This is a genomic window from Mycobacterium neglectum, from assembly GCF_002591975.1.
Taxonomy (GTDB): Bacteria; Actinomycetota; Actinomycetes; order Mycobacteriales; family Mycobacteriaceae; genus Mycobacterium; species Mycobacterium neglectum.
This window is the reverse complement of record NZ_NVQE01000015.1, coordinates 71800-95995: the sequence shown is the minus strand read 5'-3', so window position 1 is coordinate 95995 and position 24196 is coordinate 71800. Positions and strand designations below refer to the sequence as shown.

Genomic DNA, 24196 nt, shown 5'->3' with positions numbered 1-24196 from the left:
AAGTATACCTAGGTGATATAGCTGGGTATAGGAAGCATTACTCAGTGGTGAGTACAGGAGGCTGAAATGGCTGGATATGCAGGCCGGGACGCGGTCATCGTCGAGGCGGTACGCACGCCGATCGGAAAGGGCAAGGCCAGCGGCGCACTGCACGACGTGCTGCCCGTCGATCTTCTGGCACACAGCCTGACCGAGCTGGTGAAGCGCACGGGCATCGACCCGGCACAGATCGACGACGTCATCACCGGCGCCGTCTCGCAGGTCGGCGATCAGGCCGTCAATATCGGGCGCAACGCGCTACTGGCCGCCGGCTTCCCCGAGACCGTGCCCGGCACCACCGTCGACCGCCAGTGCGGCAGCAGCCAGCAGGCGATCAGCTTCGCGGCACAGGGCGTGATCGCGGGCGCCTACGACATCGTCGTCGCCGCGGGCGTGGAGTCGATGTCGCGAGTACCGATGGGTTCGAGTGTGCTGCCGGGCAGCGACCCGTTCGGCGCCATGGCGCAGCGCTATCCGGAGGGGTTGGTGCCGCAGGGCATCAGCGCCGAACTGATCGCGGCCAAATGGGGCTTCTCGCGGCAACAGCTCGACGAGTTCTCCGCAGGCAGTCACGAAAAGGCCGCGCAGGCAACCAAAGAGGGCCGTTTCGACAACGAGCTGATTCCGATCGCGGGGCTGGCCACCGACGAGATCATTCGCCCCGGCACCACCGTGGAGACACTGGCGGGTCTCAAGCCCGCGTTCTACAGTCCCGCCTATGAGGCGCGGTTCCCCCAGATCAATTGGGAGATCACGCCCGGCAACTCGTCGCCGCTGTCAGACGGCAGCGCGGCGGTGATGATCACCACGAGTGAGGTCGCCAAGCGGCTTGGCCTGCGTCCGCTGGCTCGTATCCATACGACGACCGTGGTGGGATCCGATCCGCTGTACATGCTGACCGGCGTCATCCCCGCGACCGAAAAGGTGTTGCAGCGGGCCGGACTGACGCTGGCCGACATTGACCTGTTCGAGGTCAACGAGGCCTTCGCGCCGGTTGTGCTGGCGTGGGCACACGATGTCGGCGCCGACCTGTCGAAGACCAACGTCAACGGCGGTGCCATCGCGATCGGTCACCCGCTGGGTGCTTCAGGTGCACGCATCATGAGCACGCTGGTCAATGCGTTGGAGCAGCGTGGTGGTCGCTACGGGCTGCAGACGATGTGTGAGGGCGGCGGCATGGCCAACGCCACCATCATCGAGCGACTCTAGTCGGCGAATTCGGTGCGCAAACGCTCGCTCAGCGATTGTTTGCGCACCGAAATCACGCCTTCTGGAGCTCGAAGAGCGGGATGACGCGGCTGGTGTTGGCCTGGTAGTCACCGAAGACCGGCGACTGCTCGACGATCTTCGGGTACACGGCATCGCGCTCGGCGGGCGGCAACTCGCGGGCGGTCACGTCGTAGTCCGTGGTTCCGACTTCGACGTGCGCCCGTGGGTTGGCGCGCAGGTTGTGCACCCAGTCGGGATTCGTGTCGGCGCCGGCCTTCGACCCGATGATGATCATCTTGTCGTCGATGGTGAGGTACGCCAGCGGCGCGAGTCGCGGTTGGCCGGACTTCACGCCCGTGGTCGTGAGCAGTAGCAGGGTTCCGCCTTCGAACGGACCGCCGACCTTGCCGCCGTTGGCACGGAACTCGTCGACGATATTCGCGTTGAACGCCTTCATGGTCTCGGCGTCGGGTATCTCGGTCATGCTTGAACTATCCCCCGCCCGGCCGGATCTATTCCGCTTCCGAATAATCAGCAGACATGCGGGTGATCATCACGGGCGGCAACAGCGGTGTCGGCGCGGCGACAGCGACGGCGCTCGCCGCCGAGGGCCACAGCGTGGTGATCGCGTGCCGCACCATCGACAAAGCCCAGCGAGTCGCCGCCGAGATGCCGGGCGACGTCGAAGTGCGTGCGCTCGACTTGGCGGACCTGGCCAGCGTGCGGGCATTCGCCGAATCGGTGGAATCCGTTGACGTGCTGGTGAACAACGCCGGGGTCATGGGCATGCCGTTGACCCGCACGGTCGACGGCTTCGAGGCCCATATGGGCACGAACCACCTCGGGCATTTCGCCTTGACCTGTCTGCTCGGCGACCGGATCAAGGACCGGGTCGTCTCGGTCGCGAGTGCGACGTACCTGTTCACCCGGCTCGACCTGGCCGACCTCAACTGGCACACACGGAAGTACTCGAAGTGGAGCGCCTACGGCCAGTCCAAGCTGGCCAACCTGCTCTTCGTTCGCGAACTCGCCGCGCGCGGCGTCCGCGCCTACGCGTCGGATCCGGGTGCGACCGATACCGACATCACCAGGTCGATGGGAATGGGCGAGCACCGGGGAATGCGCAGATTTCTGCACACGCCGGCCCAAGGCGCACGGGCCAGCCTGCAGGCGGTGTCGACCGATCTGCCCAGCGGCACGTATCTCGCGCCGCGTTTCAATCAGTTCGGCCCGCCGAAGGTGACCAAGCTGCGGCCCAAGGCGAGCGATCCCGTGATGGCCCGCAGGCTATGGGAGCGCTCCGCCGAGCTGACGGGATGCGACTGGCCGACCTAGTCGGTCTTGGGCTTGGCGTCGATGCCCGATTCCTTGCGCTGTTGCGCGGTGATCGGCGCGGGTGCATCGGTCAGCGGATCGACACCACCACCGGACTTCGGGAATGCGATGACCTCGCGGATCGAATCGAAGCCGGCGAGCAGCGCAGTGATGCGGTCCCAGCCGAACGCGATGCCACCGTGCGGCGGAGCGCCGAAAGTGAAGGCGTCCAAAAGGAATCCAAACTTTTCCTGAGCTTCGTCGTGGTCGATGCCCATCATCGCGAACACCCGCTCCTGGACATCGCGACGATGTATACGGATCGATCCGCCACCGATCTCGTTGCCGTTGCAGACGATGTCGTAGGCGTTGGCCAACGCCGAACCGGGATCGGTGTCAAACGTCGCTTCCGATTCCGGCTTGGGCGAGGTGAACGCATGGTGCACCGCCGTCCACGCTCCGGAGCCCACCGCCACATCGCCGGCCGCAGCAGCCTCGTCGGCGGCCTCGAACAACGGCCAGTCCACCACCCAGGTGAAGGCCCACGCGTTGGGATCGATCATGTCGAGGCGCTTGGCGACCTCGATACGGGTCGCTCCGAGAAGCGCACGCGCCGCCTTCGTCGGGCCGGCGGAGAAGAAGATGCAGTCCCCCGGCTTCGCCCCGACATGCGCAGCGAGCCCGTCCCGTTCGGCATCGGTGAGGTTCTTGGCGACCGGGCCGCCGAGGGTGCCGTCGTCGGCGACGAGCACATACGCCAGCCCCTTGTGCCCGCGCTGCTTGGCGAATTCCTGCCAGCCGTCGAGGGTGCGCCGTGGCTGCGACGCGCCACCTGGCATGACGACGGCGCCGACGTACGGCGCCTGGAACACTCGAAAGGTGGTGTCGGAGAAGTACTCCGTGCACTCGACGAGTTCCAGGCCGAATCGCAGGTCGGGCTTGTCGGAACCGAACCGGCGCATCGCGTCGACGTAGCTGATCCGCGGGATCGGCGTCGGCAGGTCATAGCCGATCAAAGACCATAAAGCCCGCAGCACCTCCTCGGACACCGCGATCACATCGTCGGCGTCGACGAAGCTCATCTCCATGTCGAGCTGGGTGAACTCGGGCTGGCGGTCGGCGCGGAAATCCTCGTCGCGATAGCAACGGGCGATCTGGTAGTAGCGCTCCATGCCCGCCACCATGAGCAACTGCTTGAACAGCTGCGGGCTCTGCGGCAGCGCGTAGAAGTTGCCCGGCTGCAGCCGCGCGGGCACCAGGAAATCGCGCGCCCCCTCAGGTGTGGAGCGCGTCAGCGTCGGCGTCTCGATCTCGACGAAGTCATGGTTGGCGAGTACGCCGCGCGCCGCCGCATTCACCTTGGAACGCAAGCGGATCGCGTTTCCCGGGCCATCGCGCCGCAGATCGAGATATCGGTACTTCAGCCGGGATTCCTCGCCGGCCTGCTCGTCGAGCTGGAACGGCAGCGGTGCGCTCTCCCCCAGCACGGTCAGCGACGTGGCGTTGACTTCGATGTCGCCCGTGGAGATTTCGGAGTTCGCATTACCCTCGGGTCGGATCTCGACGACTCCGTCGACAGCGATGCAGTACTCCGCACGCAGCCGGTGCGCGTTCGCCAGCACGTCCGCCTCGCGGAACACCACCTGCGATACGCCGGACGCATCGCGAAGGTCGATGAATATGACACCGCCGTGGTCGCGACGGCGCGCAACCCAGCCGGCAAGCGTCACCTGCTGACCGGCATCGGTGGACCGCAACGAACCGGCGGCGTGACTGCGCAGCACGAACTCTCCTCGCAAACGGGGATGGACCGACTGCACAGTCTAGAGGTGCACCTCCACGGGTAATTTCGTCAGCGTGAGGATCGCAGTGGTTGGACCGGGCGCTATCGGCACCACAATCGCGGCTCTGGTCTACGCCGCTGGTCACGAGGTCATAGTGGGTGGGCGTACGCAGCGACCGTCATTGGAATTGCGTCCCGACGACGGCGACCCGATCGTGGTGCCTCACCCAGTCCACACCGACCCCGCCCAGGTCGACGGGCCCCTCGACGTGGTGCTGCTCGCCGTCAAGGACACCCAGAACGCGCAGGCCGCGGCCTGGCTGGCCCGATTGTGCGACGAACGCACGGTGGTATGTGCGCTGCAGAACGGCGTAGAGCAGGTCGAGCGCGTCGGAAGGTTCTGCCCCGAGTCGACCGTCGTCCCGTGCGTGGTGTGGTTCTCCGCCGAGACACAACCCGAGGGGTGGGTGCGGCTACGCACGCCAGTTCGGCTGGTCCTACCCGAAACAGTGGCTGCGAGGCGACTCGCCGAGGTGTTGCGCGGTCCCCGGCTTTCGGTCGACACGGATCCCGACTTCGTGACCGCAACCTGGCACAAGCTGCTGGTCAATGCCGTCGCAGGGCTCATGGTGCTCACCGGGCGCAAGTCGGGGATGTTCCGCCGCGAGGACGTCGCCGCCATGGCCCGCGGCTACGTCGCGGAGTGCGTGGCCGTAGCGCGCGCCGAGGGCGCCAACCTCGGCGACGAGATGATCGACCAGACGGTTCGCCTCTTTACCCAGGTGCCCGAGGACATGACGACGTCGATCCTCACCGATCGAGAGGCGCACCGCCCGCTGGAATGGGATATCCGCAACGGCGTCATCTCGCGCAAGGCCGCCGAGCACGGGTTGGCCACCCCGATCAGTGATGTCCTGGTTCCGTTGTTGGCCGCGGCCAGCGACGGGCCCGGCTAGACACAGTCGGCTACCGTGTATGGCCATGCATGCTTGTGAGCTGGTTGACCTCGACTTCATCGACGGTGCGCCGTTTCGGTTCGTCAGCACCGTAGACCTGAAGATCACGCCCGAGCAGCTGTTCGAGGTGCTCGCCGACGCCGAGTCCTGGCCGCACTGGGCGACCGCGATCACCAAGGTCACATGGACCAGTCCCGAGCCACGTGGCATCGGCACGACACGGACGGTGAACATGCGCGGCGGCATCGTCGGCGACGAGGAGTTCCTGGCTTGGGAACCCTGCACCCACATGGCTTTTCGGTTCAACAAGGCATCCAGCAGCTCCATCTCGGCTTTCGCCGAGGACTACCGGGTGGTGCCGACGGCCGACGGCTGCCACCTGACGTGGGTGATGGCGATGAAGCCCAAAGGCGCTTCGGGTCGCATCGGTATGACGCTGGGCAAGCCGCTTATGGCACGCACGTTCCAGAAGTTTCTGTACAACCTTCGCGACTACTCCGACAAGCGGTATGCAACCACCGCTTAGCCCAGGCGGGCCCAGACCTTCCGGCGCGCGGCGTCGGGGTCCTCGGTCACGGTGTCGCGGGCGGTCATGATGATGCGGGTGACGCGGCGGTCGGTGTCATAGGCCGGCCAGTCGTGGCCATTGGACCACTGGATCTCGCCGGTGTCCCACCCCTTGGTCGCGAAGTCCAGCCAGGCGCTCTGCATCCGCCGACCGACCGGCGGTTGTAGCCGACGCCCGAGCGGATGGAGCTTGCGCCCGATAAACGACGCATAGCTGTGCTGGATATGCACGATCTCGCTGCCGTGAGTGGCGCCCAGACCCAGCATCCGCAGACTCCAGCCGACATGGTCGAACCGGTACATGTGCGTCGGCGCGATCGCACTGTACGCGTCGGCGAACGCCCATGCCGGGCCGCCGAACATGACGTCGGAGCCGAACGCGATCAGCGCCCTCCGCTTCGGATACTCCGGATATGCGGCCAATACCTCGTCCCTGGCATCCGGTGCGACGCGATCGAGATAGGCGCCGATGGAGGCCGTGGTGGTCGGCAGCATCGGCGGCTTGGTCCACGCGAACATCGAAGCCTCGTGGCTGTTGGTACCGATGATCAGCGGCATCCGCTCAACCGCGCCCGCGCGCGCCGCCTCCACCGGATGGCTCGGCAGCAGGTCGACGCCGTAGGTCAATCCGTAGGCAAGGTTCGGTGTGCTCGACGCGCTCTTGAGCTGAAGCATGCCGGCCGCCCGGCGCAGCTGCCGCTGCGGCAGCTGCTTGACCTCGCCGACGTCAACGCCCAAGCGCTTGACGAATTCGTGCGCCTGCCTGGCCCGGGTTTCGCGTTCGCCGATCAGCGGCAACGCCGGACTCTGTGCGATCGCCCGGCTGAACAGTCCTTTGGCCGCGGGGCTGGCCAGTAGTGCCAGCACCGACGTGGCGCCCGCCGACTCCCCGAAAACGGTCACCCGGTCGGGGTCGCCGCCGAACGCGGCGATGTGCGCGCGGACCCAGTGCAGCGCCGCCATCTGATCGCGCAGCGCAAGGTTGTCATCGAATCCGTCGCCGATGTCGCTGAGCTCGAACCCGCCGAATACCCCGATCCGGTAGGTGATGTTGACGACCACGACGTCACCGTTGGCGGCCAGCCGCGAGCCGTTGTAAAGCTGAAACTGCCCGGCGCCGTATACGAACGCGCCGCCGGGAATCCACACCATCACCGGAAGCGAAGCACTGGTGTCCGGTGACCACACCGTCAGCGTCAGACAGGCTTCGTCGCGAACTTTCGGATCGTCGCGGCCGCCGCCGACGAACGATTTACTCTGCGGCGGCAGCGGCCCGTGTTCGAGCGCGTCGAGGGCACCGGTCCACGGCTGTTGCGGCACCGGAGCCAGGAATCGTCGATCCCCCACCGGCTGCTCGGCGTAGGGCACGCCACGCCAGACCCCGACACCGCCTTCGGTCGTACCGCGTATGTCCCCTAAATCCGTACGCACGACTGTCGAGTGTCCGACAACGACTGCCACGCCTAAATCGTAGTGTGCAAAGCTGAATGCAACTGGGTGCCAGACCCGTGCGGCGAGCGCAAACGAGGTAATGCGATGACCTTCAACGAAGGCATGCAGATCGACACGAGCACCACCTCCACCAGCGGTGGCGGTCGCGGGCCGGGACGCGGCATCGCGGTGGGCGGCGGCGTCGGTGGACTACTCATCCTCGTCGTCGCGCTGTTCCTCGGTGTCGATCCGAGCACGGTCATGCCGACGCAGCAATATGACGCCGGCGGCGTCGAGACGCCCGGCTTCGATACCAGCCAATGCAAGACCGGCGAGGACGCGAACAACATTGTGCAGTGCCGGGTGATCGCGACGGGCAACTCGGTGGACGCGGTGTGGCAGCAGCTGCTGCCGGGTTATCAGCGGCCGCGGATGGAGATCTTCACCGATCAGATCCAGACCGCCTGTGGGCCTGCGACAAGCGACGTCGGACCCTTCTACTGCCCCGGCGATCAGACCGCGTACTTCGATGTCGGATTCTTCGATGTGCTCAAGAACCAGTTCGGTTCCAGCGGTGGTCCGTTGGCCCAGGAGTACGTGGTGGCCCACGAGTACGGCCACCATGTGCAGAACCTTCAGGGTTCACTCGTCAACGCGCAACGTGATCCGGAAGGCGCAACGGGCGGCGGCGTGCGCACCGAGTTGCAGGCCGACTGCTACGCAGGCATCTGGGCCCACTACGCGACCATCACCAGGCAGGAGAGCACCGGGGTGCCGTTCCTGGAGCCGTTGAGCGACAAAGACATTGCCGACGCCCTATCGGCCGCGGCATCGGTGGGCGACGACCGCATCCAGCAGGCCGCCACCGGACGTGTCAATCCGGAGGCATGGACCCACGGCTCGTCAGAACAACGGCAGAAGTGGTTCACCCAGGGTTACCGCACCGGCGACGTCAACAGTTGCGACACGTTCTCCGCCGGCAATCTGGGGTGATTTCGCCGCCAGCTGATCCGGTTTGATCGCCGTGCGCCGGATCAGCGACACGGCTGCCACACTGAGAGGGTGACGCCCGAGCGTGACCCCATCGAGCCCGACACCAAGGACTGGACCTGGGTCCTTTCGCGCCCGTGCCCCGAGTGCGGCTTTGCCCCGAACTCCTTGCACCACACCGACGTCGCCGCCCACATCCGCGTCGACGCCAAGCAATGGGTGCCGCGGCTCTCCAAACCCGGTGTCAGCGTTCGGCCGCAGCTGACCGTGTGGTCGACACTGGAGTACGGCTGCCACATCCGCGACGTGCACCGCATCTTCAACCGTCGGGTCCGGCTGATGCTCGACGAGGACGTGCCGCTGTTTGAAAACTGGGACCAGGATGAGACGGCGCTGGCCGATGACTACGGTTCGCAAGACCCCGCCACCGTCGCCACCGAGTTGGTCGACGCCGCCGGTGTCGTCGCCGACACCTACGCCGGCGTACCGCCCGACGCGTGGTCGCGGCGCGGTCTGCGCAGCAACGGCAGCGAGTTCACAATCGCATCAATTGCGATCTACCACTTGCATGACATCGTCCATCACGCGCACGATGTCGGTCATGGCTGAAGACACACCGCTGGCGGGCAAGGTCGCCTACGTCACGGGAGCGGCGCGCGGACAAGGACGTTCACACTGCATTCGGTTGGCGAGGGCAGGTGCTGACATCATCGCGATCGACGCCTGCGCGCCGGTTGCCGAGCACAATGGCTATGCCCCGGCGCTGCCAGAAGACCTCGCCGAGACGGTGAGTCTGGTCGAGGGTGAGGGCCGCAAGATCCGCGCAGAGGAGGTCGACGTTCGCGACCTCGAAGGCCAGCAGCGGGTGGTGGCCGACGCGATCGAGCAGTTCGGCCGGCTCGACATCGTCGTCGCCAATGCCGGCGTCCTGAATTGGGGTCGACTGTGGGAGATTTCGGCCCAGCAGTGGCAGGACGTCATCGACATCAACCTGACCGGCGTGTGGAACACCATCAAGGCGGTCGTCCCGGCGATGATCGAAGCCGGAAACGGCGGGTCAATCATCAACATCAGCTCGGCGGCGGGCATCAAGGCCGTTCCCGGCGGCGGGCATTACTGCGCAAGCAAATTCGGTGTCGTCGCGTTGACCAACTCACTGGCGATCGAGCTGGGCGAGTTCGGAATACGGGTGAACTCGGTGCACCCGTATGGCACCGACACACCGATGGGCAACGACGTGTCGATGTACCAGATGTTCGCCGACCATCAGACATACATCCACAGCTTCTCGCCGGGCGCCCTGCCGACCGACTCGCTCGCCGCACCGGATCTGGTGTCCGACATCGTCGTGTGGCTGGCCGGCGATGGCGCGTCACTGGTGACCGCTGCTCAGATTCCCGCGGACAAGGGCTATCTCAAGATCTAGAGCCGCGACTGCTCCTTGATGCTGGTGTCGGTGGTGCGCAGCGGGCGGATCAACGCGTCCTGACCAAACGATGCGATGAGCTCACCGCTCTCGGTGTGAACGGCGCCGCGCACATACGACATGCCCGCACCCACCTGGGTGCTCTCGTGGGTGTAGAGCAGCCAGCCGTCCCACGTGAACGGCTCGTGGAAGCTGACCGTCACCGTCATCGGCGCCGTCGACACGGTCAGGTGCGCCTGCGCGGTCCCGATGCCCTCGTGTGCGCGCATCGTCGTCGAAATACCAAGGTGCCCGGTGAAATACGCGATCAGTGCTTTCGCCAGATCGTCCCTCGCGGGGATCGGGTCGTAATGCAGCCACGCATACAGTTCCGGCGGCCCGACCTCATCGGGGCTGTTCACGTCGACGACGTCGACCAGGCGCAGTTCCCGTCCGGTCATCGGCATCGACGCCACATTCGCGTCGGCGGGCCCTGTGACATCGGGCCGCGGCAGGTGGTGGCGGATGACGTCGGCGGTGGGAACGTCGGTCAGCACGGTCGCCGTGATGCATCGCTTGCCGTTCTGCTTGGCGGCGACGATCGCGGTCGCGGTCGACCGGCCTTCGTTGACCACGTCCAACTCGATCTCGACCGGTCCCGCGCCGACCAGGACCGCGCGAGCGAAGACCGCGGACACCGAGCGCACCGACTTCTCCGGAAAGCGTTTGGCCACAGCGACAATCGTTTGGGCAAGTACCTGCGTACCCTCGACTACCTGGCGATCGTCCTCCCCGGCGGGCCCGGTCTCGGCGATGAATCTGTTCTCACCGTCGGGCTGCACGTCGAACAGGTCGAGCAGGCTCTGAACGGTCCAGGGCGTCTGCGCTGAGTCTGTGGTCATGGGAGGGAACACTAACCGAGGCCGGACAAAAGCGGTAACGTCGTTACCGACATTGCACGCGACCAGGAAGGTGCCCATGGCGAAGCGCAGCGGTCGGCCGCCAGGTGGAGGAGCCCGCCCGGCGACGTCGGACGCTGCCGTCGACCTGGATCCGGAGTCGCGCCCGAAGCGATTCATGAAGTCGGCATTGGCAATTCTCGGCGAGACCGGACGCACCGACTTCACCGTGCTGGAGGTCGTGGAACGGTCCAAGACGTCCCTTCGATCGTTCTACCAGCACTTCTCCACCAAGGACGAGTTGCTGCTCGCGCTGGTCGACAAGATCATGTCGGAATCGACGCGCAAGTGGCGTGCGGATACGGCCGGCCTGCCCGCCGTCGATGCCCTGCGGATACTGATCGACCGCATCTGCACGCCGGCGGAAACCACGACACAGGACAAGGTCAACCGAGGCCTGACGTTCTACAACGACCGCCTGGCCGAGGCGCTGCCCAGCGAGTACGCGCGAGTGCTCTCGCCGGTGCACGAGCTGATCAAAGACATCATCCACGCCGGTATCGACGAGGGCCGTTTCCGGACCGACATCGACATCGACGCGACGGCGGCGCTGATCATGCAGTCGGCGCTCGGGGCCATGCGGTTGCGGGTGCTCGGCGCCGAACTCAGCGGCGTCCCCGTGGATGCCGACCACATCTACGACTTCTGCGTCAGCAGCCTCACCGGCCGTCGCGACCCCGTCTGACCTGCACCGGCACCCGGTGAATCCGGTGTGCTGTTTTCGCTGGTCCAGCCGTGGTAATGTCGTTACCACGACAGCCACGACGAGACTTCCAGGAGGCGGAATATGACCCGCGAGCTCCCCTATCCGGTGTTCGATGCCGACAACCACTTCTATGAGCCCAAAGAGGCGTTGACGCAGTTCTTGCCGGATCACCGCAAGGGCGTCATCGACTACATCGACGTCCGCGGCCGCACCAAGATCATGGTGCGCAACGTCGTCAGCGACTACATCCCCAACCCGACGTTCGAGGTGGTCGCCCGGCCAGGCGCGCAGGAGGAGTACTTCCGCCACGGCAGCGGCGGCAAGAGCTTCCGCGAGGTGATGGGAAAGCCGATGAAGGCGATTCCAGCCTTCCGAAATCCGGAGGCACGCATCGAGGTGATGGACAGCCTCGCGTTGGACTACACCCTGATGTTCCCGACGCTGGCCAGCCTCGTCGAGGAGCGACTCAAGGACGATCCCGACCTGATCCTCGACATCGTCCACGCGTTGAACCAGTGGATGTACGAGACCTGGCAGTTCAACTACGAGGACCGCATCTTCTCCACGCCCGTCATCAATCTTGGCAATGTCGATCGCGCTCTCGAGGAACTGGATTGGTGCCTGGAGCGCGGCGCCAAGACCGTCTTGGTCCGGCCCGCGCCGGTGCCCGGCTACCGCGGCACCCGCTCCATGGGAGTCGAGGAATTCGACCCGTTCTGGGACGCCTGCGTCAAGGCCGGCATCCCTGTCTCGATGCACGCCTCGGACAGCGGATACTCCGAGTACCTGAACGACTGGGAGCCCGGCGACGAGTTCAAGCCGTTCGCGCCCACGTCGTTCCGCATGGTCGCGATGGGTAAGCGGCCCATCGAAGACACGATGGCGGCGCTGGTGTGCCATGGTGCGCTGACACGCAACCCGGGCCTTCGCATCTTGTCGATCGAGAACGGCGCCGACTGGGTGCCCTACTTGTTCAAGCAGTTCAAGAACGTCTACTCGAAGATGCCTCAAGGCTTCCTCGAGGACCCGATCGAGGCGTTCCGGCGCTGCGTCTACGTCGCACCGTTCTGGGAGGACGACTTCGCCCAGATGGCCGAGCTGTGTGGTGTCGACCGCGTGATCTTCGGTTCCGACTGGCCACACCCCGAAGGCCTGTCGCAGCCGACGCACCTGATCGACGACCTCCAGGGCCTCGATGCCGAAGGACAGCGAAAGATCATGGGTGGCAACATGATCGACCTGTTCAAGATTCCGAACGAGATCGTCCACAAGCCTGGCGTTCCCGCGATGGAATTCGCCTGACCCCTACCGCCTCAATCGTGACGTGCGTGCCGGTACTCCGACACGCACGTTCACGCGTTATTGAAAGCGAGTTCGCGCCGTGACCGACGCCCCAAACCCAGAACGGCTGCTGTTCGCGTCCACTACCCAGTCGTTCCTCGAAAAGGGTGCCTCACTGGGTCGGCTGCGTGAAATGCAAGACGCCGGAACATCGTTCGATATGGACTGGTGGCGGCGCGCCACCGAACTCGGCTGGACCAGCCTGCTGGTGCCCGAGGAACTCGGCGGTGGCAGTGTGTCCGGCGATGGCGTCGCCGACCTCGCGCTCGTCGCCGAATTGTCCGGCCGGACCGTCGCACCCGGTCCACTACATCCGGTCAGCATCGTGCTGGCGGGTTTGGCGGAAGCCCCGGAGAACCACGAGCAGACAATCGAATCCCTGGTCTCCGGTGAGGTCGTGGCCTCGTGGGCGGTCTACGAACCGGGCAAGCAGTGGTCGCCTCTCGATGCCGCCGTGACCGCGACGCGCACCGACACCGGGTACCGCATCGACGGTGTGAAGGACCGTGTCGAGGCCGGCGCCGAGAGCGCGGTTCTGCTGGTGGTGGCGAATTGCGACGGCGCGGTGCGACAGTTCGTGGTTCCAACGGACGCACCGGGCGTCAGCGTCGAATCCCAGCGATCGATCGATATGGTGAAGACCTACGCCCGAGTGCAATTCGACGGCGTCGAGGTGGATGCGTCCGCCGTCGTCGGCTCCGCCGAACAGACCCCGGCCCTCATCGCGAGGCAGAGCCAGATCGCCGCGATTCTCCAGTGCGCCGAAATTGTCGGGATACTGGAGACGGTGCTCGACTTCACCATCCAGTGGGGGTTCGACCGGCATTCGTTCGGCAGGCCGATCGGCTCCTACCAGGCCCTTAAACACAAGTACGCCGACCTGAAGATCTGGTTCGAGTCGTGCCGCGCGACGACGAAGGCCGCGGTGATCGAGGTGGCCGCGCGCTCGGCCGGAGCCGGGATGGCGGTCAGCGTCGCGAAATCCTATGTGGGTGAACGTGCACCGGGCATGCTGCAGGATTGCGTCCAACTGCACGGCGGCATCGGCGTGACCTGGGAACACGATCTGCACATCTTTCTGCGGCGGGCAACGCTGTACCGCTCGATGTTCGGCACACCCGAGGATCACAATCTCCGCGTGTACGCGCTCACCAAGAACCTGGAGCACGCATCATGACCGACACCGCCTCCGCACCAACGGAAACAACCGAGTCGGTCGAAGAGTTCGCAACGCGGGCCCGAATCTGGTTGGCCGAGAACATGCCGCCGATCGATCCGGCCGACCCGCCCGAGCACGACCGCGGCGAAGAAGAACCATGGGATCGCGCCAGGGAGCTGCAGAAGAAACTGTACGAGGGCGGGTTCGCCGGGATCTGCTTCCCTCGCGAGTACGGCGGCCTCGGTCTGCCGATCGCCTATCAGAAGGCGTTCAACATCGAGTCACGCTGCTATGAACTTCCGGTCATCCTGAACACCCCGACCTTCACGATCTGCGCCGCGACCATCCTCGATACCGGGTCCGAAGAGCAGAAGCAGCAACACATCTCGGCCGCGCTACGCGGTGAGGAGGTGCTCGTACAACTGCTGTCGGAGCCCAGCGGCGGGTCGGATCTCGCAGGAGTCATCACCCGCGCCGACCGCAAGGGTGACACATGGGTGATCAATGGTGCCAAGACCTGGAGCACCAGCGCGTTCGCCGCCGACTACGGGCTGATGCTGGCCCGCACCGACTGGGACGTCCCCAAGCACGAAGGCCTGACGATGTTCCTCGTGCCGATCAACAGCGAGGGAATCACGCTGCGGCGCATCAAGCAGGTCAACGGGTCGGTCGAGTTCTGCGAGGAATTCTTCGACAACCTCGAACTCGCCGACGACGCCGTCGTCGGCGAGGTCAACGGCGGCTGGCACGTGGCGTCGAGGCAGCTGTACCACGAGCGCCGGGCCGTCGGCGGGGGTTCGGAGTTCGCGAGCGGCATTGGTGCCGAAGGCAAGTCCGACGTACCGATCGATTACGTCGCACTGCTGGAAGCGACCGGGCAGGCCGACAGCGAGCGAGCGCAGGAGGCCGCGGGCCGGGCGTTGGTGCACCGGGCGGTGCGCGAGCAGCTGATCGACCACGTGTATCACGGTGTCCTCGACGGCTCGCTGCCACCGGCCGCGGGTTCGATCATCCGCGTCACCCACGCCGAGGTACATCATCTGGAGTTCGACACCGTGCTGTCGCTCACCGGAAGTTCCGGCGTCGTCGATGCCGGCGACGACATGATCCGTTTCGGCGAGCGCTACCTGTCGCGACAGGCGGCGGCGCTCGGCGGTGGCACCACCGAGATCGCGCGCAACATCATTGGCGAACGCGTGCTGGGCTTTCCGCGTGAGCACGCCGCCGACCGTGGCGTGCCGTTCAATCAGGTCAGGCGCAACAAGGGTTAGGCGCCCAATACGCGAAACTGAATTCCAGCAGCGAAAGTTCGAGTGAAGCTGCTGGAATGCCATTTCGGCGACGATTAGAACAGCGTGGGCTGGAGCACCTCGGCGCAGTCGACCGCCGGAGCCGCCACCGCCCGGAACGGCCGACGGTCCGGTGCCAGGGCGTGCTTGGCGATCAACGGGGTCACCCGGTCGTGCAGCATCTTCTTGTAGTCCGACGGCAGATACGCTCCGCGCCTGTACAACTCGCGGTACACCCCAACCAGCTCGGGGTGGGACCGCGCCAACCACGCCATGAACCACCCGCGGGTCGAACCTCGCAGATGTAGCCCGAACGCGGTCACTCCCGTGGCTCCCGCCGCGGAGATCTGACCCAGCAATGCGTCCAGATGCGCCGCGGAATCCGTCAGGTGCGGCAGCACCGGCGCCACCATGACGTGGCAGTCCAGGCCCGCGTCGCGGATGGCGGAGATGAGCCCGAGGCGGGCCTGTGGTGTCGGTGTGCCCGGCTCGACGTCCTTGTGTAGCTCGGGGTCCCCGACGGCCAGCGACACCGCGACGCTGACGTCGACGCGCCCGGCCGCGGCGGTGATCAGCGGCAGGTCGCGGCGCAACAGCGTACCCTTGGTCAGGATCGAGAACGGTGTACCGGAATCTGCCAGCGCGGCAATGATTCCCGGCATGAGCGCATAGCGCCCCTCGGCGCGCTGATACGGGTCGGTGTTGGTACCCAGCGCAACCGTCTCCCGTTGCCACGACCGGCGAGACAGCTCGCGGCGCAGCACGTCGGCGACATTCGTCTTAACCACGACCTGGGTGTCGAAGTCGGCGCCGGAATCGAATTCCAGATATTCGTGGGTGGGCCGGGCGAAGCAGTAACGGCAGGCGTGCGAGCAACCTCGGTACCCGTTGACCGTGAATCGGAAGGGCAACATCGATGCGTTAGGGACCTTGTTGAGTGCGGATTTGCAGAGGATCTCGTGAAAGGTCATGCCCTCGAACTGCGGCGACCGCACACTGCGGACGAAGCCGATCCGCTGCAGGCCGGGCAGCGCTCCGTCGTCGACGCTGACGCCCTGACGATCCCACCGCATCCAGTTATTCGAACTTATGTTCGATGGCATGTCAAGGTGGTTACGCGCTCGCCACGGCGTCGATCAGCAGCTTCGCGGCCACTGCGGCTCCGTCGGCACCACCACACCGCGCAACGAAGACACCGCCCCGAACGGTAGCCAAAACTGTTGCAAGCTGATTATCGGCAAAGCAAGTCGCAGACGGTCTGCCCACCCGGGTGGCAACGAGACCCAGCTTGCACGCTAGAAATCCCGCATCGGAGCCTGTTCCAGCCTCCTCCGGGCGACGTCACAAAAAGTGTGACGAAGTTTGCAGAGACAGATTTTCGACACCGCCGAGCAAACATCGAGGCGGCGTCGGCCCGGCGTGACGACGGCCGACCGCCTGCGCACGTCGAACCTCCCCCTACCAGTCAGGATGCAGGTCCGGAGCACCAATGTCGGTGCTAGAACATAACTAGCAAAGTTGTTTTCTCGGTTACCGAAAACATCGAGGCTGGCTAATTTCTACGCATGCGTCGATTTCGTACTAGACGTAAATGGCCTTGAACTGCTGTCTTCCGGCGTGGATATTCGCGTGATAGCTTCCTGCAAGGCGGCGGGTCGAGCCAACAATGAAGGCTTCTGGCTATTGTCAAGATCGTTGCTAGATATGCCGGTGCACGCGGATTTGCAGTCACAAGGAGAAGCTGCGCAGCTCACTCAAAGAGGCGGGTGGCTGCGCAGGACTCCTCTATACGTCCTCGAAAGGGAGTCAGAAATGTTGGATCGCGCTGTAGCTGCGGGTCTAGAAGGAAGCGGTGGTCGACGTCGACGCGTCGCCGCGCGAGTCCGAAATGCTGCTCTAGGAATGGTTGCCGTGCCGCTCGCGGTGTCGGTACTCACTGCAGCCCCCGCCTCGGCGGGCGCGGTAATCCAATACGACCCGAACCCAACCGATATCTATGCGTTTCAGGCGGGCACCGTCCTGCCCTGGCTGATCGGAGATCCCGCAATCGGCGGTTCGAAGGGATCCATCGGAGGCTGGACTTGGGCCCACTCCGGACCGACCGGCACCCAGGCCGGCGTCAAGGGAGTCCTTCAGCAAAACACACACCTCGGGCCTGCCTTCTTCAACCTCGACGTGATCAAATCCGCCGTGTTCACTTACACGCCGGCCACAACCACGACTACGACGACGCCGGGTGGGCACGGGCCGTGCGACCACCCCGAACATCAAACGACGACAACGACCACGAAGGGCCCGAAGGCCGAACTCAACCTCGTCGACATCGGCAACTGGTCGGTGGGTGTGAAGGGGTTCGTCGAGTGGTATGGCCAACTCGGCTTCACATCTGACACCGTCGTCGATGAGAACGGCATCAGCTTCAACTGGAAGGGCGTCAACAAGCAATACCTCTCGATCGGTGGCGGGCTGCTCGTCCTCGGGTTCGATTTCCAGCCGTCCTTCGGCTTCAACATTCCGACACCCGGAGTGAATCTGGCGGCACCACTCGCGCCGATCCTGGCACCTGGTTCTACGACTGCGGGCACCACGACAAGCCTTGCTCCTAACGCCAAGACCGAGGACGAGGCCGCCAAGCCAGGTCATGACGCCGAGAAGCCGGGCGATGACGGTTCCAAGCCGGGCCAGAACATTGAGGCGACGGACTATGAGACCGTCAAGCCGGGGCAGGAAGGCGTGACTCCAGGCACCGAAGGTCTTCAAGGCCAAGAGGGTGTCAAGCCGGGCGCAGAAGGTGCGATTCCGGGTCAGCAAGGCGGCACTCCAGGTCAGCAAAATGGCACACCGGGTCAGGGCGCGCCGGGCAACGAAGACGCGACCCCGGGTCAGCAAGGCGGCACTCCAGGAAACGACGGAGCCAAGGGTCGCGACGGAGCCAAGCCGGGCGACAACGGAGCCAAGGGCAACGACGGAGCCAAGCCGGGCGACAACGGAGCCAAGCCGGGCAACGACGGAGCCCAGGATCGCAACGGTGACAAGCCGGGCAACGACAACGATGGTGCCAAGAACAACGACGGTGCCAAAAACACCGACGGCCCCAAGAACACCGACGGCCCCAAGTCGGGCGTCGGCGCCAAGGGCGGCAACGATGGCGGCTCCGACTCGAAGTAGGAACCGCAACCGCACCTTCGACGTGCATGAAGGCGGCGGCCGGGCAATGTGCCCGGCCGCCGGTTTCTCGTTGACTCCCCTATGGTGTCGCTCGTGACCGAACTGCTGTTCTCGTACGGCACGCTGCGGCCGCCCGGTGTTCAGCACGACGTCTTCGGCCGCGAACTCGATGGCTGGCCTGACGCGATCGTCGGTTACGACCTCGACTACGTGACGATCACCGATCCGCGTGTCATCGCGTCGAGCGGCAGTGACCGCCGTGAGCGACGGCGAACTGATGGCAGCCGACGACTACGAGGTCGACGACTACAAGCGGATTGCGATCCCGCTGCGGTCAGGCGATCACGCTCGGGTATACGTGTTCGCCGGACTTACCACTGACCGAGCTGACAGAAGGCCGTGGTGGGACCTGTGTTCTGGACGGCCAGTTGTCCGTCGACCCAGATCTCGCAATGCGCGTTCGGCGGGGCCTCCATGGCATGGCCGGCCCGAGCGACGCTGATGTACGCCCACTGCGGGTCTGCGAGAGTCGCGGTGGTCTCCCACGGCACAACGAAGCTGCCTCTGGTCGAGTAGGCGGATGCGTCGGCATTGAAAGCCTGCAAGTCCGCGGGCGAACTGGTCACGTAGTTGATGTCGAAGCTCAGCGGGGCGTCCGCGGTGACAACGTACTTGACGTTTGGCCCCGCAGGCGCCGGTGGCTGCGCGACAGCAGTTCCCTGACTGACTGCAATCGAGCTAGCGGCCAATACGAACGCCGCCCCGACCATCGATGTCGCTTTTCGCATGTTGGTCACATCGCCGCACCGTACCGGACTGTTACAGGCGCGTCAGACCGCCGCCCTCCCTACCCAATCAACGGCAAACAAACACGTGACGGCCGACAGGTTAATTTATTCGTCACACGCAGACATTTCGCAGAAACACAGCCGCTCTAACGTCCCGATTCGACACCCCTGCGGTGTCAGAAATTCTGCACTCCGCCTCGACGCTCATCCACCGATGTGCGCTGTTGATATAGGGAAAGGCTGTCAATGCGACTACCACGACGCTCCTCGATGAGAAGGTCGGCGCTAGCGACGGGAAGCATCGTCGCCGCGAGCGCTCTGCTGTTGGCGGGCTGTGGAAGCAAGGCGACCGAGTCTGACTCGGCAAACGCCGAGTCGTGCGTGGACACCTCGGGTTCGACCATCAAGGTCGGCTCGCTGAACTCGCTCTCGGGAACGATGGCGATCTCCGAGGTGACCGTCCGCGACGCCATCGCGTTGGCGGTCGAGGAGATCAACGCGGCCGGCGGCGTGATGGGCAAGCAGATCCAGGTCGTGGGCGAGGACGGCGCGTCGGAGCCGACGGTGTTCGCCGAGAAGGCCGAGAAGCTGATCAGTAGCGACTGCGTGGCAGCAGTTTTCGGCGGGTGGACCTCGTCGAGCCGCAAGGCCATGCTGCCCGTGTTCGAGAGTGCGAACTCGCTGCTGTACTACCCCGTGCAGTACGAGGGGCTGGAGTCGTCGAAGAACATCTTCTACACCGGCGCCACGACCAACCAGCAGATCGTGCCGGCGTTGGACTACCTGAAAGAGAAGGGCGTCAAATCGCTCTATCTCGTCGGCAGTGACTACGTGTTTCCACAGACGGCGAACCGCATCATCAAGGCCTACGCCGATGCCAACGGCATCGAGATCAAGGGTGAGGACTACACACCACTGGGCTCCACGGACTTCTCCACGATCGTCAACAAGGTCCGCACCGCTGACGCCGACGCGGTGTTCAACACGCTCAACGGCGACTCGAATGTGGCGTTCTTCCGCGAGTACAAGAACGTGGGACTCACCCCGCAGGAGATGCCGGTGGTTTCGGTATCCATCGCCGAGGAAGAGGTCGGTGGCATCGGTGTGGAGAACATCACCGGCCAACTGACAGCGTGGAACTACTACCAGACGATCGAAACACCGGTTAACGAGGCATTCGTCAAGGCCTACAAGGACAAGTTCGGCGCCAACAAGCCGACGTCGGATCCGATGGAGGCGGCCTACGTCTCGGTCTATCTGTGGAAGAACACCGTCGAGAAGGCAAAGTCGTTCGAGGTCAGTGCAATCCAGGAGAACGCAGGAGGCGTCACGTTCGACGCGCCCGAGGGCCTGGTCACGATCGACGGCGAGAACAACCACATCACCAAGACGGCACGCATCGGCGAGATCCGCGCCGACGGCCTGATCTACACGATCTGGGAGTCTCCCGGCCCGATCGAGCCGGATCCGTACCTCAAGTCGTACCCGTGGGCCGCTGGTCTCTCCGGCTGATTGCCGGCCGAGCAAAGCAACGGGGAGCCACAGAGGTATGGATGTTCTAATCGGACAACTGGCAACGGGATTGAGCCTCGGCTCAATCCTGTTGCTGGCCGCCCTCGGACTGTCGCTGACCTTCGGTCAGATGGGCGTCATCAACATGGCGCACGGCGAGTTCATCATGGCCGGCTGCTACACCGCCTACGTGGTACAGCAGTTGATCTCCAGTGCCGGTGCGTCACTGCTGATCTCGCTGGTCGTCGGATTCTTCGTCGGCGGCGCCATGGGTGCACTGCTGGAAGTCACCTTGATCCAGCGGATGTACCACCGGCCGCTTGACACGCTGCTGGTCACATTCGGTGTCGGTCTGATCCTGCAGCAGATCGCACGCGACATATTCGGTGCTCCCGCGGTCAACGTCATCGCCCCGGCCTGGCTGTCGGGCGGTGTGGAGATTTTCGGCGCCGTAGTCCCCAAGACCCGCATCTTCATCCTCGTGCTCGTCGTGGCGTGTGTAGCGGCGCTGGCCACCGCACTCAAGGTCAGCCCGATGGGCCGTCGCATCCGGGCTGTCGTGCAGAACCGCGACCTGGCCGAAACCAGCGGCATCTCCTCACGCAAGACCGACATCACCACGTTCTTCATCGGTTCGGGCCTCGCTGCCGTTGCCGGTGTCGCGTTGACGCTGATCGGTTCCACCAGTCCGACAATCGGGCAGAGCTATCTGATCGACGCGTTCCTGGTCGTCGTGGTCGGTGGGCTGGGCCAGATCAAGGGCACCGTCATCGCCGCATTCTCGCTGGGATTCCTGAACTCGTTCATCGAATACAACACCACCGCGTCGCTGGCCAAGGTGATCGTGTTCGTGATCATCGTGATCTTCCTGCAGGCCCGACCGCAGGGCCTCTTCACGGTTCGCACAAGGAGTTTGGTGTGAGAACAATTCTCGGGCGCTGGCAGACATGGGCGGGCTTCGCCGTCGCAGCCGTGGTGTTGTTCGGAGTGGCGCCGGTTGTGCTGTCCGACTTCCGGCTGTCTCTGCTCGGCAAGTTCCTGTGCTTCGCGATCGTTGCGGTCGGTATCGGGCTGGCCTGGGGCCGGGGCGGAATGCTGGTCCTGGGCCAGGGCGTCTTCTTCGGCCTCGGCGGCTACATGATGGGCATGCATCTCAAGATCGCCGACGCCCAGATCTTCGGCAACGACGTTCCCGATTTCATGCAGATCGCCGGGGCTCGGGAACTGCCCGCTTATTGGCAGCCGTTCGCCTCCCCTGCCTTCACACTGCTGGCGATCGTGCTTGTGCCGACGGCGATCGCCGCAGCATTGGGTTTCGGTGTCTTCAAGCGCCGCGTCAAGGGTGCCTACTTCGCGATCCTGTCTCAGGCACTGGCCGCGGCGCTGGCGATCCTGCTCGTCGGGCAGACCAGCATCGGTGGAAGCAACGGGCTCAACAGGTTTCGTACATTCTTCGGTTTCACCCTGACCGACCCGGCCAACCGGCGGATGCTGTACTTCATCGCCGCGGGCGTGCTGCTCCTGGTCGTCGCCGTGGTTCGACAGCTCATGCAGAGCCGATACGGCGAATTGCTGGTGGCGGTGCGCGACGGCGAAGAGCGGGTGCGTTTCCTCGGCTACGATCCCGCCAACATCAAGGTCGTCGCCTACACGGTCGCCGCGCTGTTCGCCAGCATCGCCGGCGCGCTGTTCGCCCCGATCGTCGGCTTCATCGCACCGTCACAGGTCGGCATCCTCCCGTCGATCGCATTCCTGATCGGCGTCGCGATCGGCGGGCGCACGACACTGCTGGGACCCGTACTTGGTGCTATCGGTGTGGCGTGGGCGCAAACCCTGTTCTCCGAACGCTTTCCGTCGGAGTGGACATACGCCCAGGGTCTGCTGTTCATCGTCGTCGTCGGGTTCTTCCCCGCCGGCTTTGCCGGGCTGGCGGTGTTACTCAAGCGCCGCCGCAAGGCCAACGCCGAACCGGAGCCGGAGAAGACCCCTGGATCCGACACCGACGCAGAGAAGGTGGGGGCCAGCTCATGACCGAGGCTGAAGCGAGCGTCGCGGGTAAGGAGCCCGTCGAGGGCGGCAACGCCGGCATGGGCACCCAATACCTCGAAGTCCGTGGCTTGACAGTCGATTTCGATGGATTCAAGGCGGTCACCGACGTCGACCTGACGCTGTTCCAGGGCGACCTTCGCTTCCTCATCGGACCCAACGGTGCGGGAAAGACGACGGTGATCGATGCGATCACCGGGCTGGTGTCTGCGTCCGGGTCGGTGAACAAGTCCGGCGTGGAACTGCTCGGGAAGAAGGTGCACCAGATCGCGCGCCGCGGGGTGGGACGTACCTTCCAAACCGCCAGCGTGTTCGAGCAGTTGACCGTGCTGCAAAACCTCGACATCGCGGCAGGTGCCGACCGGTCGGTGTGGACTCTGCTGCGACGCCGCAACGGCGTACTCCCGGCGATCGAACAGGCGCTGCACACCATCGGGCTGACCCACCTCGCCGATAAGCCCGCCGGGGTGCTCGCCCACGGGCAGAAGCAGTGGCTCGAGATCGGCATGCTGCTGGTCCAGAACGCCGACGTGCTGCTGCTGGATGAACCTGTGGCCGGTATGAGCCATGAGGAACGCGAGGAGACCGGCAACCTGTTGCGCCGCATCGGCGCTGAACGCACGGTCGTCGTCGTCGAACACGACATGGATTTCATGCGGGCGTTCGCGACATCGGTGACGGTGTTGGCGCGTGGGCGGGTGATTGCGGAGGGTTCGGTGGCCGAGGTCCAGGCCAATCCGAAAGTGCAGGAGGTCTATCTGGGTACCGCCGCGGCAGGAGCCGACGGCATCGAACTCGTGGAGGAGAACTCCTGATGCTGCAGCTTCTGGAAGTCCACGCCGGATATGGCCGCTCCGAAGTCATCCACGGCGTCAGCATCGAGGTACCGACCGACGGAGTCGCCGCCGTGATGGGACACAACGGCGCAGGCAAGACGACGTTGCTTCGTGCGGCGGTTGGCCTGCTCAAATGCACTTCGGGAAAGGTCATGTTCGACGGCGAGGAGATCACCAAGCTGCGGCCCAGCGCACGCGTTTCACGCGGCTTGGCGTATGTGCCGCAGGGGCAGCAGTCCTTCGGTCAGCTGACGACGGCCGAGAATCTTCAGGTGGTCGCCGACGGCCGCAAGAACGGCAAGCAGCTCATCGACGAACAGCTTGATCTGTTCCCCGCGTTGAAGGAACTTCTCACGAGGCGCGCCGGCCTGCTGTCAGGCGGCCAGCGCCAGCAGCTGGCGATCGCACGCGCACTGATCACCACCCCCAGATGCTTGATTCTCGACGAGCCGACCGAGGGCATCCAGCCGTCGGTGGTCGCCGAGATCGAGGCCGCGATCACCGCCTTGACGCAGCGCGGCGACCTCGGGGTGCTGCTGGTCGAACAGCACATCGGCTTCGCACTGGAATCCGCGCAACGCTATTACATCCTGGAGGCCGGCCGGGTCACGTCCAGCGGTACCGGCGGCTCGGCGTCAGAAGCCGACGTCCGCGCCGCCATGGCCATCTAGCTGCCCACCTCCACCGCGACTGACCGT

The 24196-nt window shown here is 64.8% G+C and carries 23 protein-coding genes and 1 pseudogene; 18 read left to right on the top strand and 6 right to left on the bottom strand.

Annotated elements, in window-relative coordinates:
* Positions 1 to 66 precede the first annotated feature (66 nt).
* A complete protein-coding gene (locus CSQ99_RS14180) occupies positions 67 to 1248 on the top strand; it encodes a thiolase family protein (protein WP_099039666.1) in 1182 nt (393 codons plus the stop codon).
* Positions 1249 to 1300: 52 nt separating this feature from the next.
* Here the strand turns inward: CSQ99_RS14180 and CSQ99_RS14175 are convergent, their stop codons facing one another.
* On the bottom strand, positions 1301 to 1732 hold the full coding sequence (locus CSQ99_RS14175) for a nitroreductase/quinone reductase family protein (RefSeq protein WP_099039665.1): 432 nt from the start codon (positions 1730 to 1732) through the stop codon (positions 1301 to 1303).
* 56 nt (positions 1733 to 1788) lie between these two features.
* Between CSQ99_RS14175 and CSQ99_RS14170 the strand changes: the two genes are divergently transcribed.
* Positions 1789 to 2583 carry an SDR family NAD(P)-dependent oxidoreductase gene (locus CSQ99_RS14170; protein ID WP_099039664.1) on the top strand — a complete coding sequence of 265 codons (795 nt, stop codon included), beginning with the start codon at positions 1789 to 1791 and terminating at the stop codon, positions 2581 to 2583.
* On the opposite strand, the gene aspS is transcribed toward CSQ99_RS14170, so the two are convergent.
* Positions 2580 to 4346 carry an aspartate--tRNA ligase gene (gene aspS, locus CSQ99_RS14165; protein WP_099039663.1) on the bottom strand — a complete coding sequence of 589 codons (1767 nt, stop codon included), beginning with the start codon at positions 4344 to 4346 and terminating at the stop codon, positions 2580 to 2582. The two genes, CSQ99_RS14170 and aspS, sit on opposite strands and share 4 nt — an antisense overlap.
* A 73-nt stretch (positions 4347 to 4419) precedes the next feature.
* Between aspS and CSQ99_RS14160 the strand changes: the two genes are divergently transcribed.
* Both CSQ99_RS14160 and CSQ99_RS14155 read left to right on the top strand, forming a co-directional pair.
* Entirely contained in the window at positions 4420 to 5301 is an 882-nt protein-coding gene (locus CSQ99_RS14160; RefSeq protein WP_218014590.1) for an oxidoreductase, read from the top strand.
* Positions 5302 to 5320: 19 nt separating this feature from the next.
* Entirely contained in the window at positions 5321 to 5827 is a 507-nt protein-coding gene (locus tag CSQ99_RS14155) for an SRPBCC family protein (protein WP_099039662.1), read from the top strand.
* Here the strand turns inward: CSQ99_RS14155 and CSQ99_RS14150 are convergent.
* Positions 5824 to 7329, bottom strand: a complete 1506-nt coding sequence (locus tag CSQ99_RS14150; RefSeq protein ID WP_099039661.1) for a carboxylesterase/lipase family protein — start codon at positions 7327 to 7329, stop codon at positions 5824 to 5826. The genes CSQ99_RS14155 and CSQ99_RS14150 overlap by 4 nt on opposite strands.
* A 75-nt stretch (positions 7330 to 7404) precedes the next feature.
* Here CSQ99_RS14150 and ypfJ point away from each other — a divergent pair, with 75 nt between their 5' ends.
* The 3 genes from ypfJ to CSQ99_RS14135 all read left to right on the top strand — a co-directional run bounded on the left by ypfJ (position 7405) and on the right by CSQ99_RS14135 (position 9715).
* On the top strand, positions 7405 to 8292 hold the full coding sequence (ypfJ, locus tag CSQ99_RS14145; RefSeq protein ID WP_099039660.1) for a KPN_02809 family neutral zinc metallopeptidase: 888 nt from the start codon (positions 7405 to 7407) through the stop codon (positions 8290 to 8292).
* A 69-nt stretch (positions 8293 to 8361) separates the two neighbouring features.
* The gene (locus CSQ99_RS14140) at positions 8362 to 8898 is read left to right on the top strand and encodes a DinB family protein (RefSeq protein ID WP_099039659.1); all 537 of its coding nucleotides are present in this window, start codon (positions 8362 to 8364) and stop codon (positions 8896 to 8898) included.
* Positions 8882 to 9715 (top strand): mycofactocin-coupled SDR family oxidoreductase, encoded by an 834-nt coding sequence (locus CSQ99_RS14135; RefSeq protein WP_099039658.1) that lies wholly within the window; start codon positions 8882 to 8884, stop codon positions 9713 to 9715. The genes CSQ99_RS14140 and CSQ99_RS14135 overlap by 17 nt, the downstream gene beginning before the upstream one ends.
* Here the strand turns inward: CSQ99_RS14135 and CSQ99_RS14130 are convergent.
* A complete protein-coding gene (locus tag CSQ99_RS14130) occupies positions 9712 to 10596 on the bottom strand; it encodes an acyl-CoA thioesterase (RefSeq protein WP_099039657.1) in 885 nt (294 codons plus the stop codon). The genes CSQ99_RS14135 and CSQ99_RS14130 overlap by 4 nt on opposite strands.
* Positions 10597 to 10672: 76 nt before the next feature.
* On the opposite strand from CSQ99_RS14130, the gene CSQ99_RS14125 reads away from it, so the two are divergent.
* The 4 genes from CSQ99_RS14125 to CSQ99_RS14110 all read left to right on the top strand — a co-directional run bounded on the left by CSQ99_RS14125 (position 10673) and on the right by CSQ99_RS14110 (position 15130).
* Positions 10673 to 11338, top strand: a complete 666-nt coding sequence (locus CSQ99_RS14125; RefSeq protein WP_099039656.1) for a TetR/AcrR family transcriptional regulator — start codon at positions 10673 to 10675, stop codon at positions 11336 to 11338.
* 102 nt (positions 11339 to 11440) lie between these two features.
* The gene (locus tag CSQ99_RS14120; protein ID WP_099039655.1) at positions 11441 to 12661 is read left to right on the top strand and encodes an amidohydrolase family protein; all 1221 of its coding nucleotides are present in this window, start codon (positions 11441 to 11443) and stop codon (positions 12659 to 12661) included.
* 79 nt (positions 12662 to 12740) lie between these two features.
* A complete protein-coding gene (locus CSQ99_RS14115) occupies positions 12741 to 13877 on the top strand; it encodes an acyl-CoA dehydrogenase family protein (protein WP_099039654.1) in 1137 nt (378 codons plus the stop codon).
* On the top strand, positions 13874 to 15130 hold the full coding sequence (locus CSQ99_RS14110) for an acyl-CoA dehydrogenase family protein (protein WP_099039653.1): 1257 nt from the start codon (positions 13874 to 13876) through the stop codon (positions 15128 to 15130). Before CSQ99_RS14115 ends, CSQ99_RS14110 begins: the two co-directional genes overlap by 4 nt.
* 74 nt (positions 15131 to 15204) lie before the next feature.
* Here CSQ99_RS14110 and CSQ99_RS14105 read toward each other — a convergent pair whose 3' ends face one another.
* On the bottom strand, positions 15205 to 16221 hold the full coding sequence (locus CSQ99_RS14105; protein ID WP_099039652.1) for an Rv2578c family radical SAM protein: 1017 nt from the start codon (positions 16219 to 16221) through the stop codon (positions 15205 to 15207).
* 829 nt (positions 16222 to 17050) lie between these two features.
* Between CSQ99_RS14105 and CSQ99_RS14100 the strand changes: the two genes are divergently transcribed.
* Positions 17051 to 18316: a collagen-like domain-containing protein gene (locus tag CSQ99_RS14100; RefSeq protein ID WP_099039651.1), complete on the top strand. Its 1266-nt coding sequence runs from the start codon at positions 17051 to 17053 to the stop codon at positions 18314 to 18316.
* Positions 18317 to 18397: 81 nt separating this feature from the next.
* Positions 18398 to 18686, top strand: a pseudogene (locus CSQ99_RS14095) (gamma-glutamylcyclotransferase family protein); the annotation flags it as partial.
* A gap of 1 nt (position 18687) precedes the next feature.
* Here the strand turns inward: CSQ99_RS14095 and CSQ99_RS14090 are convergent.
* Positions 18688 to 19104 carry a hypothetical protein gene (locus tag CSQ99_RS14090; RefSeq protein WP_099039710.1) on the bottom strand — a complete coding sequence of 139 codons (417 nt, stop codon included), beginning with the start codon at positions 19102 to 19104 and terminating at the stop codon, positions 18688 to 18690.
* A gap of 246 nt (positions 19105 to 19350) precedes the next feature.
* Here CSQ99_RS14090 and urtA point away from each other — a divergent pair, with 246 nt between their 5' ends.
* From urtA to urtE, 5 genes are read left to right on the top strand one after another with little or no spacing between them, the layout of a single operon-like run.
* A complete protein-coding gene (urtA, locus tag CSQ99_RS14085; RefSeq protein WP_099039650.1) occupies positions 19351 to 20616 on the top strand; it encodes an urea ABC transporter substrate-binding protein in 1266 nt (421 codons plus the stop codon).
* Positions 20617 to 20653: 37 nt separating this feature from the next.
* The gene (urtB, locus tag CSQ99_RS14080) at positions 20654 to 21538 is read left to right on the top strand and encodes an urea ABC transporter permease subunit UrtB (protein ID WP_099039649.1); all 885 of its coding nucleotides are present in this window, start codon (positions 20654 to 20656) and stop codon (positions 21536 to 21538) included.
* Entirely contained in the window at positions 21535 to 22647 is a 1113-nt protein-coding gene (gene urtC / locus CSQ99_RS14075; protein ID WP_099039648.1) for an urea ABC transporter permease subunit UrtC, read from the top strand. The genes urtB and urtC overlap by 4 nt, the downstream gene beginning before the upstream one ends.
* Entirely contained in the window at positions 22644 to 23477 is an 834-nt protein-coding gene (gene urtD, locus CSQ99_RS14070) for an urea ABC transporter ATP-binding protein UrtD (RefSeq protein WP_099039647.1), read from the top strand. The genes urtC and urtD overlap by 4 nt, the downstream gene beginning before the upstream one ends.
* On the top strand, positions 23477 to 24169 hold the full coding sequence (gene urtE, locus CSQ99_RS14065; protein ID WP_099039646.1) for an urea ABC transporter ATP-binding subunit UrtE: 693 nt from the start codon (positions 23477 to 23479) through the stop codon (positions 24167 to 24169). The genes urtD and urtE overlap by 1 nt, the downstream gene beginning before the upstream one ends.
* Positions 24170 to 24196 lie beyond the last annotated feature (27 nt).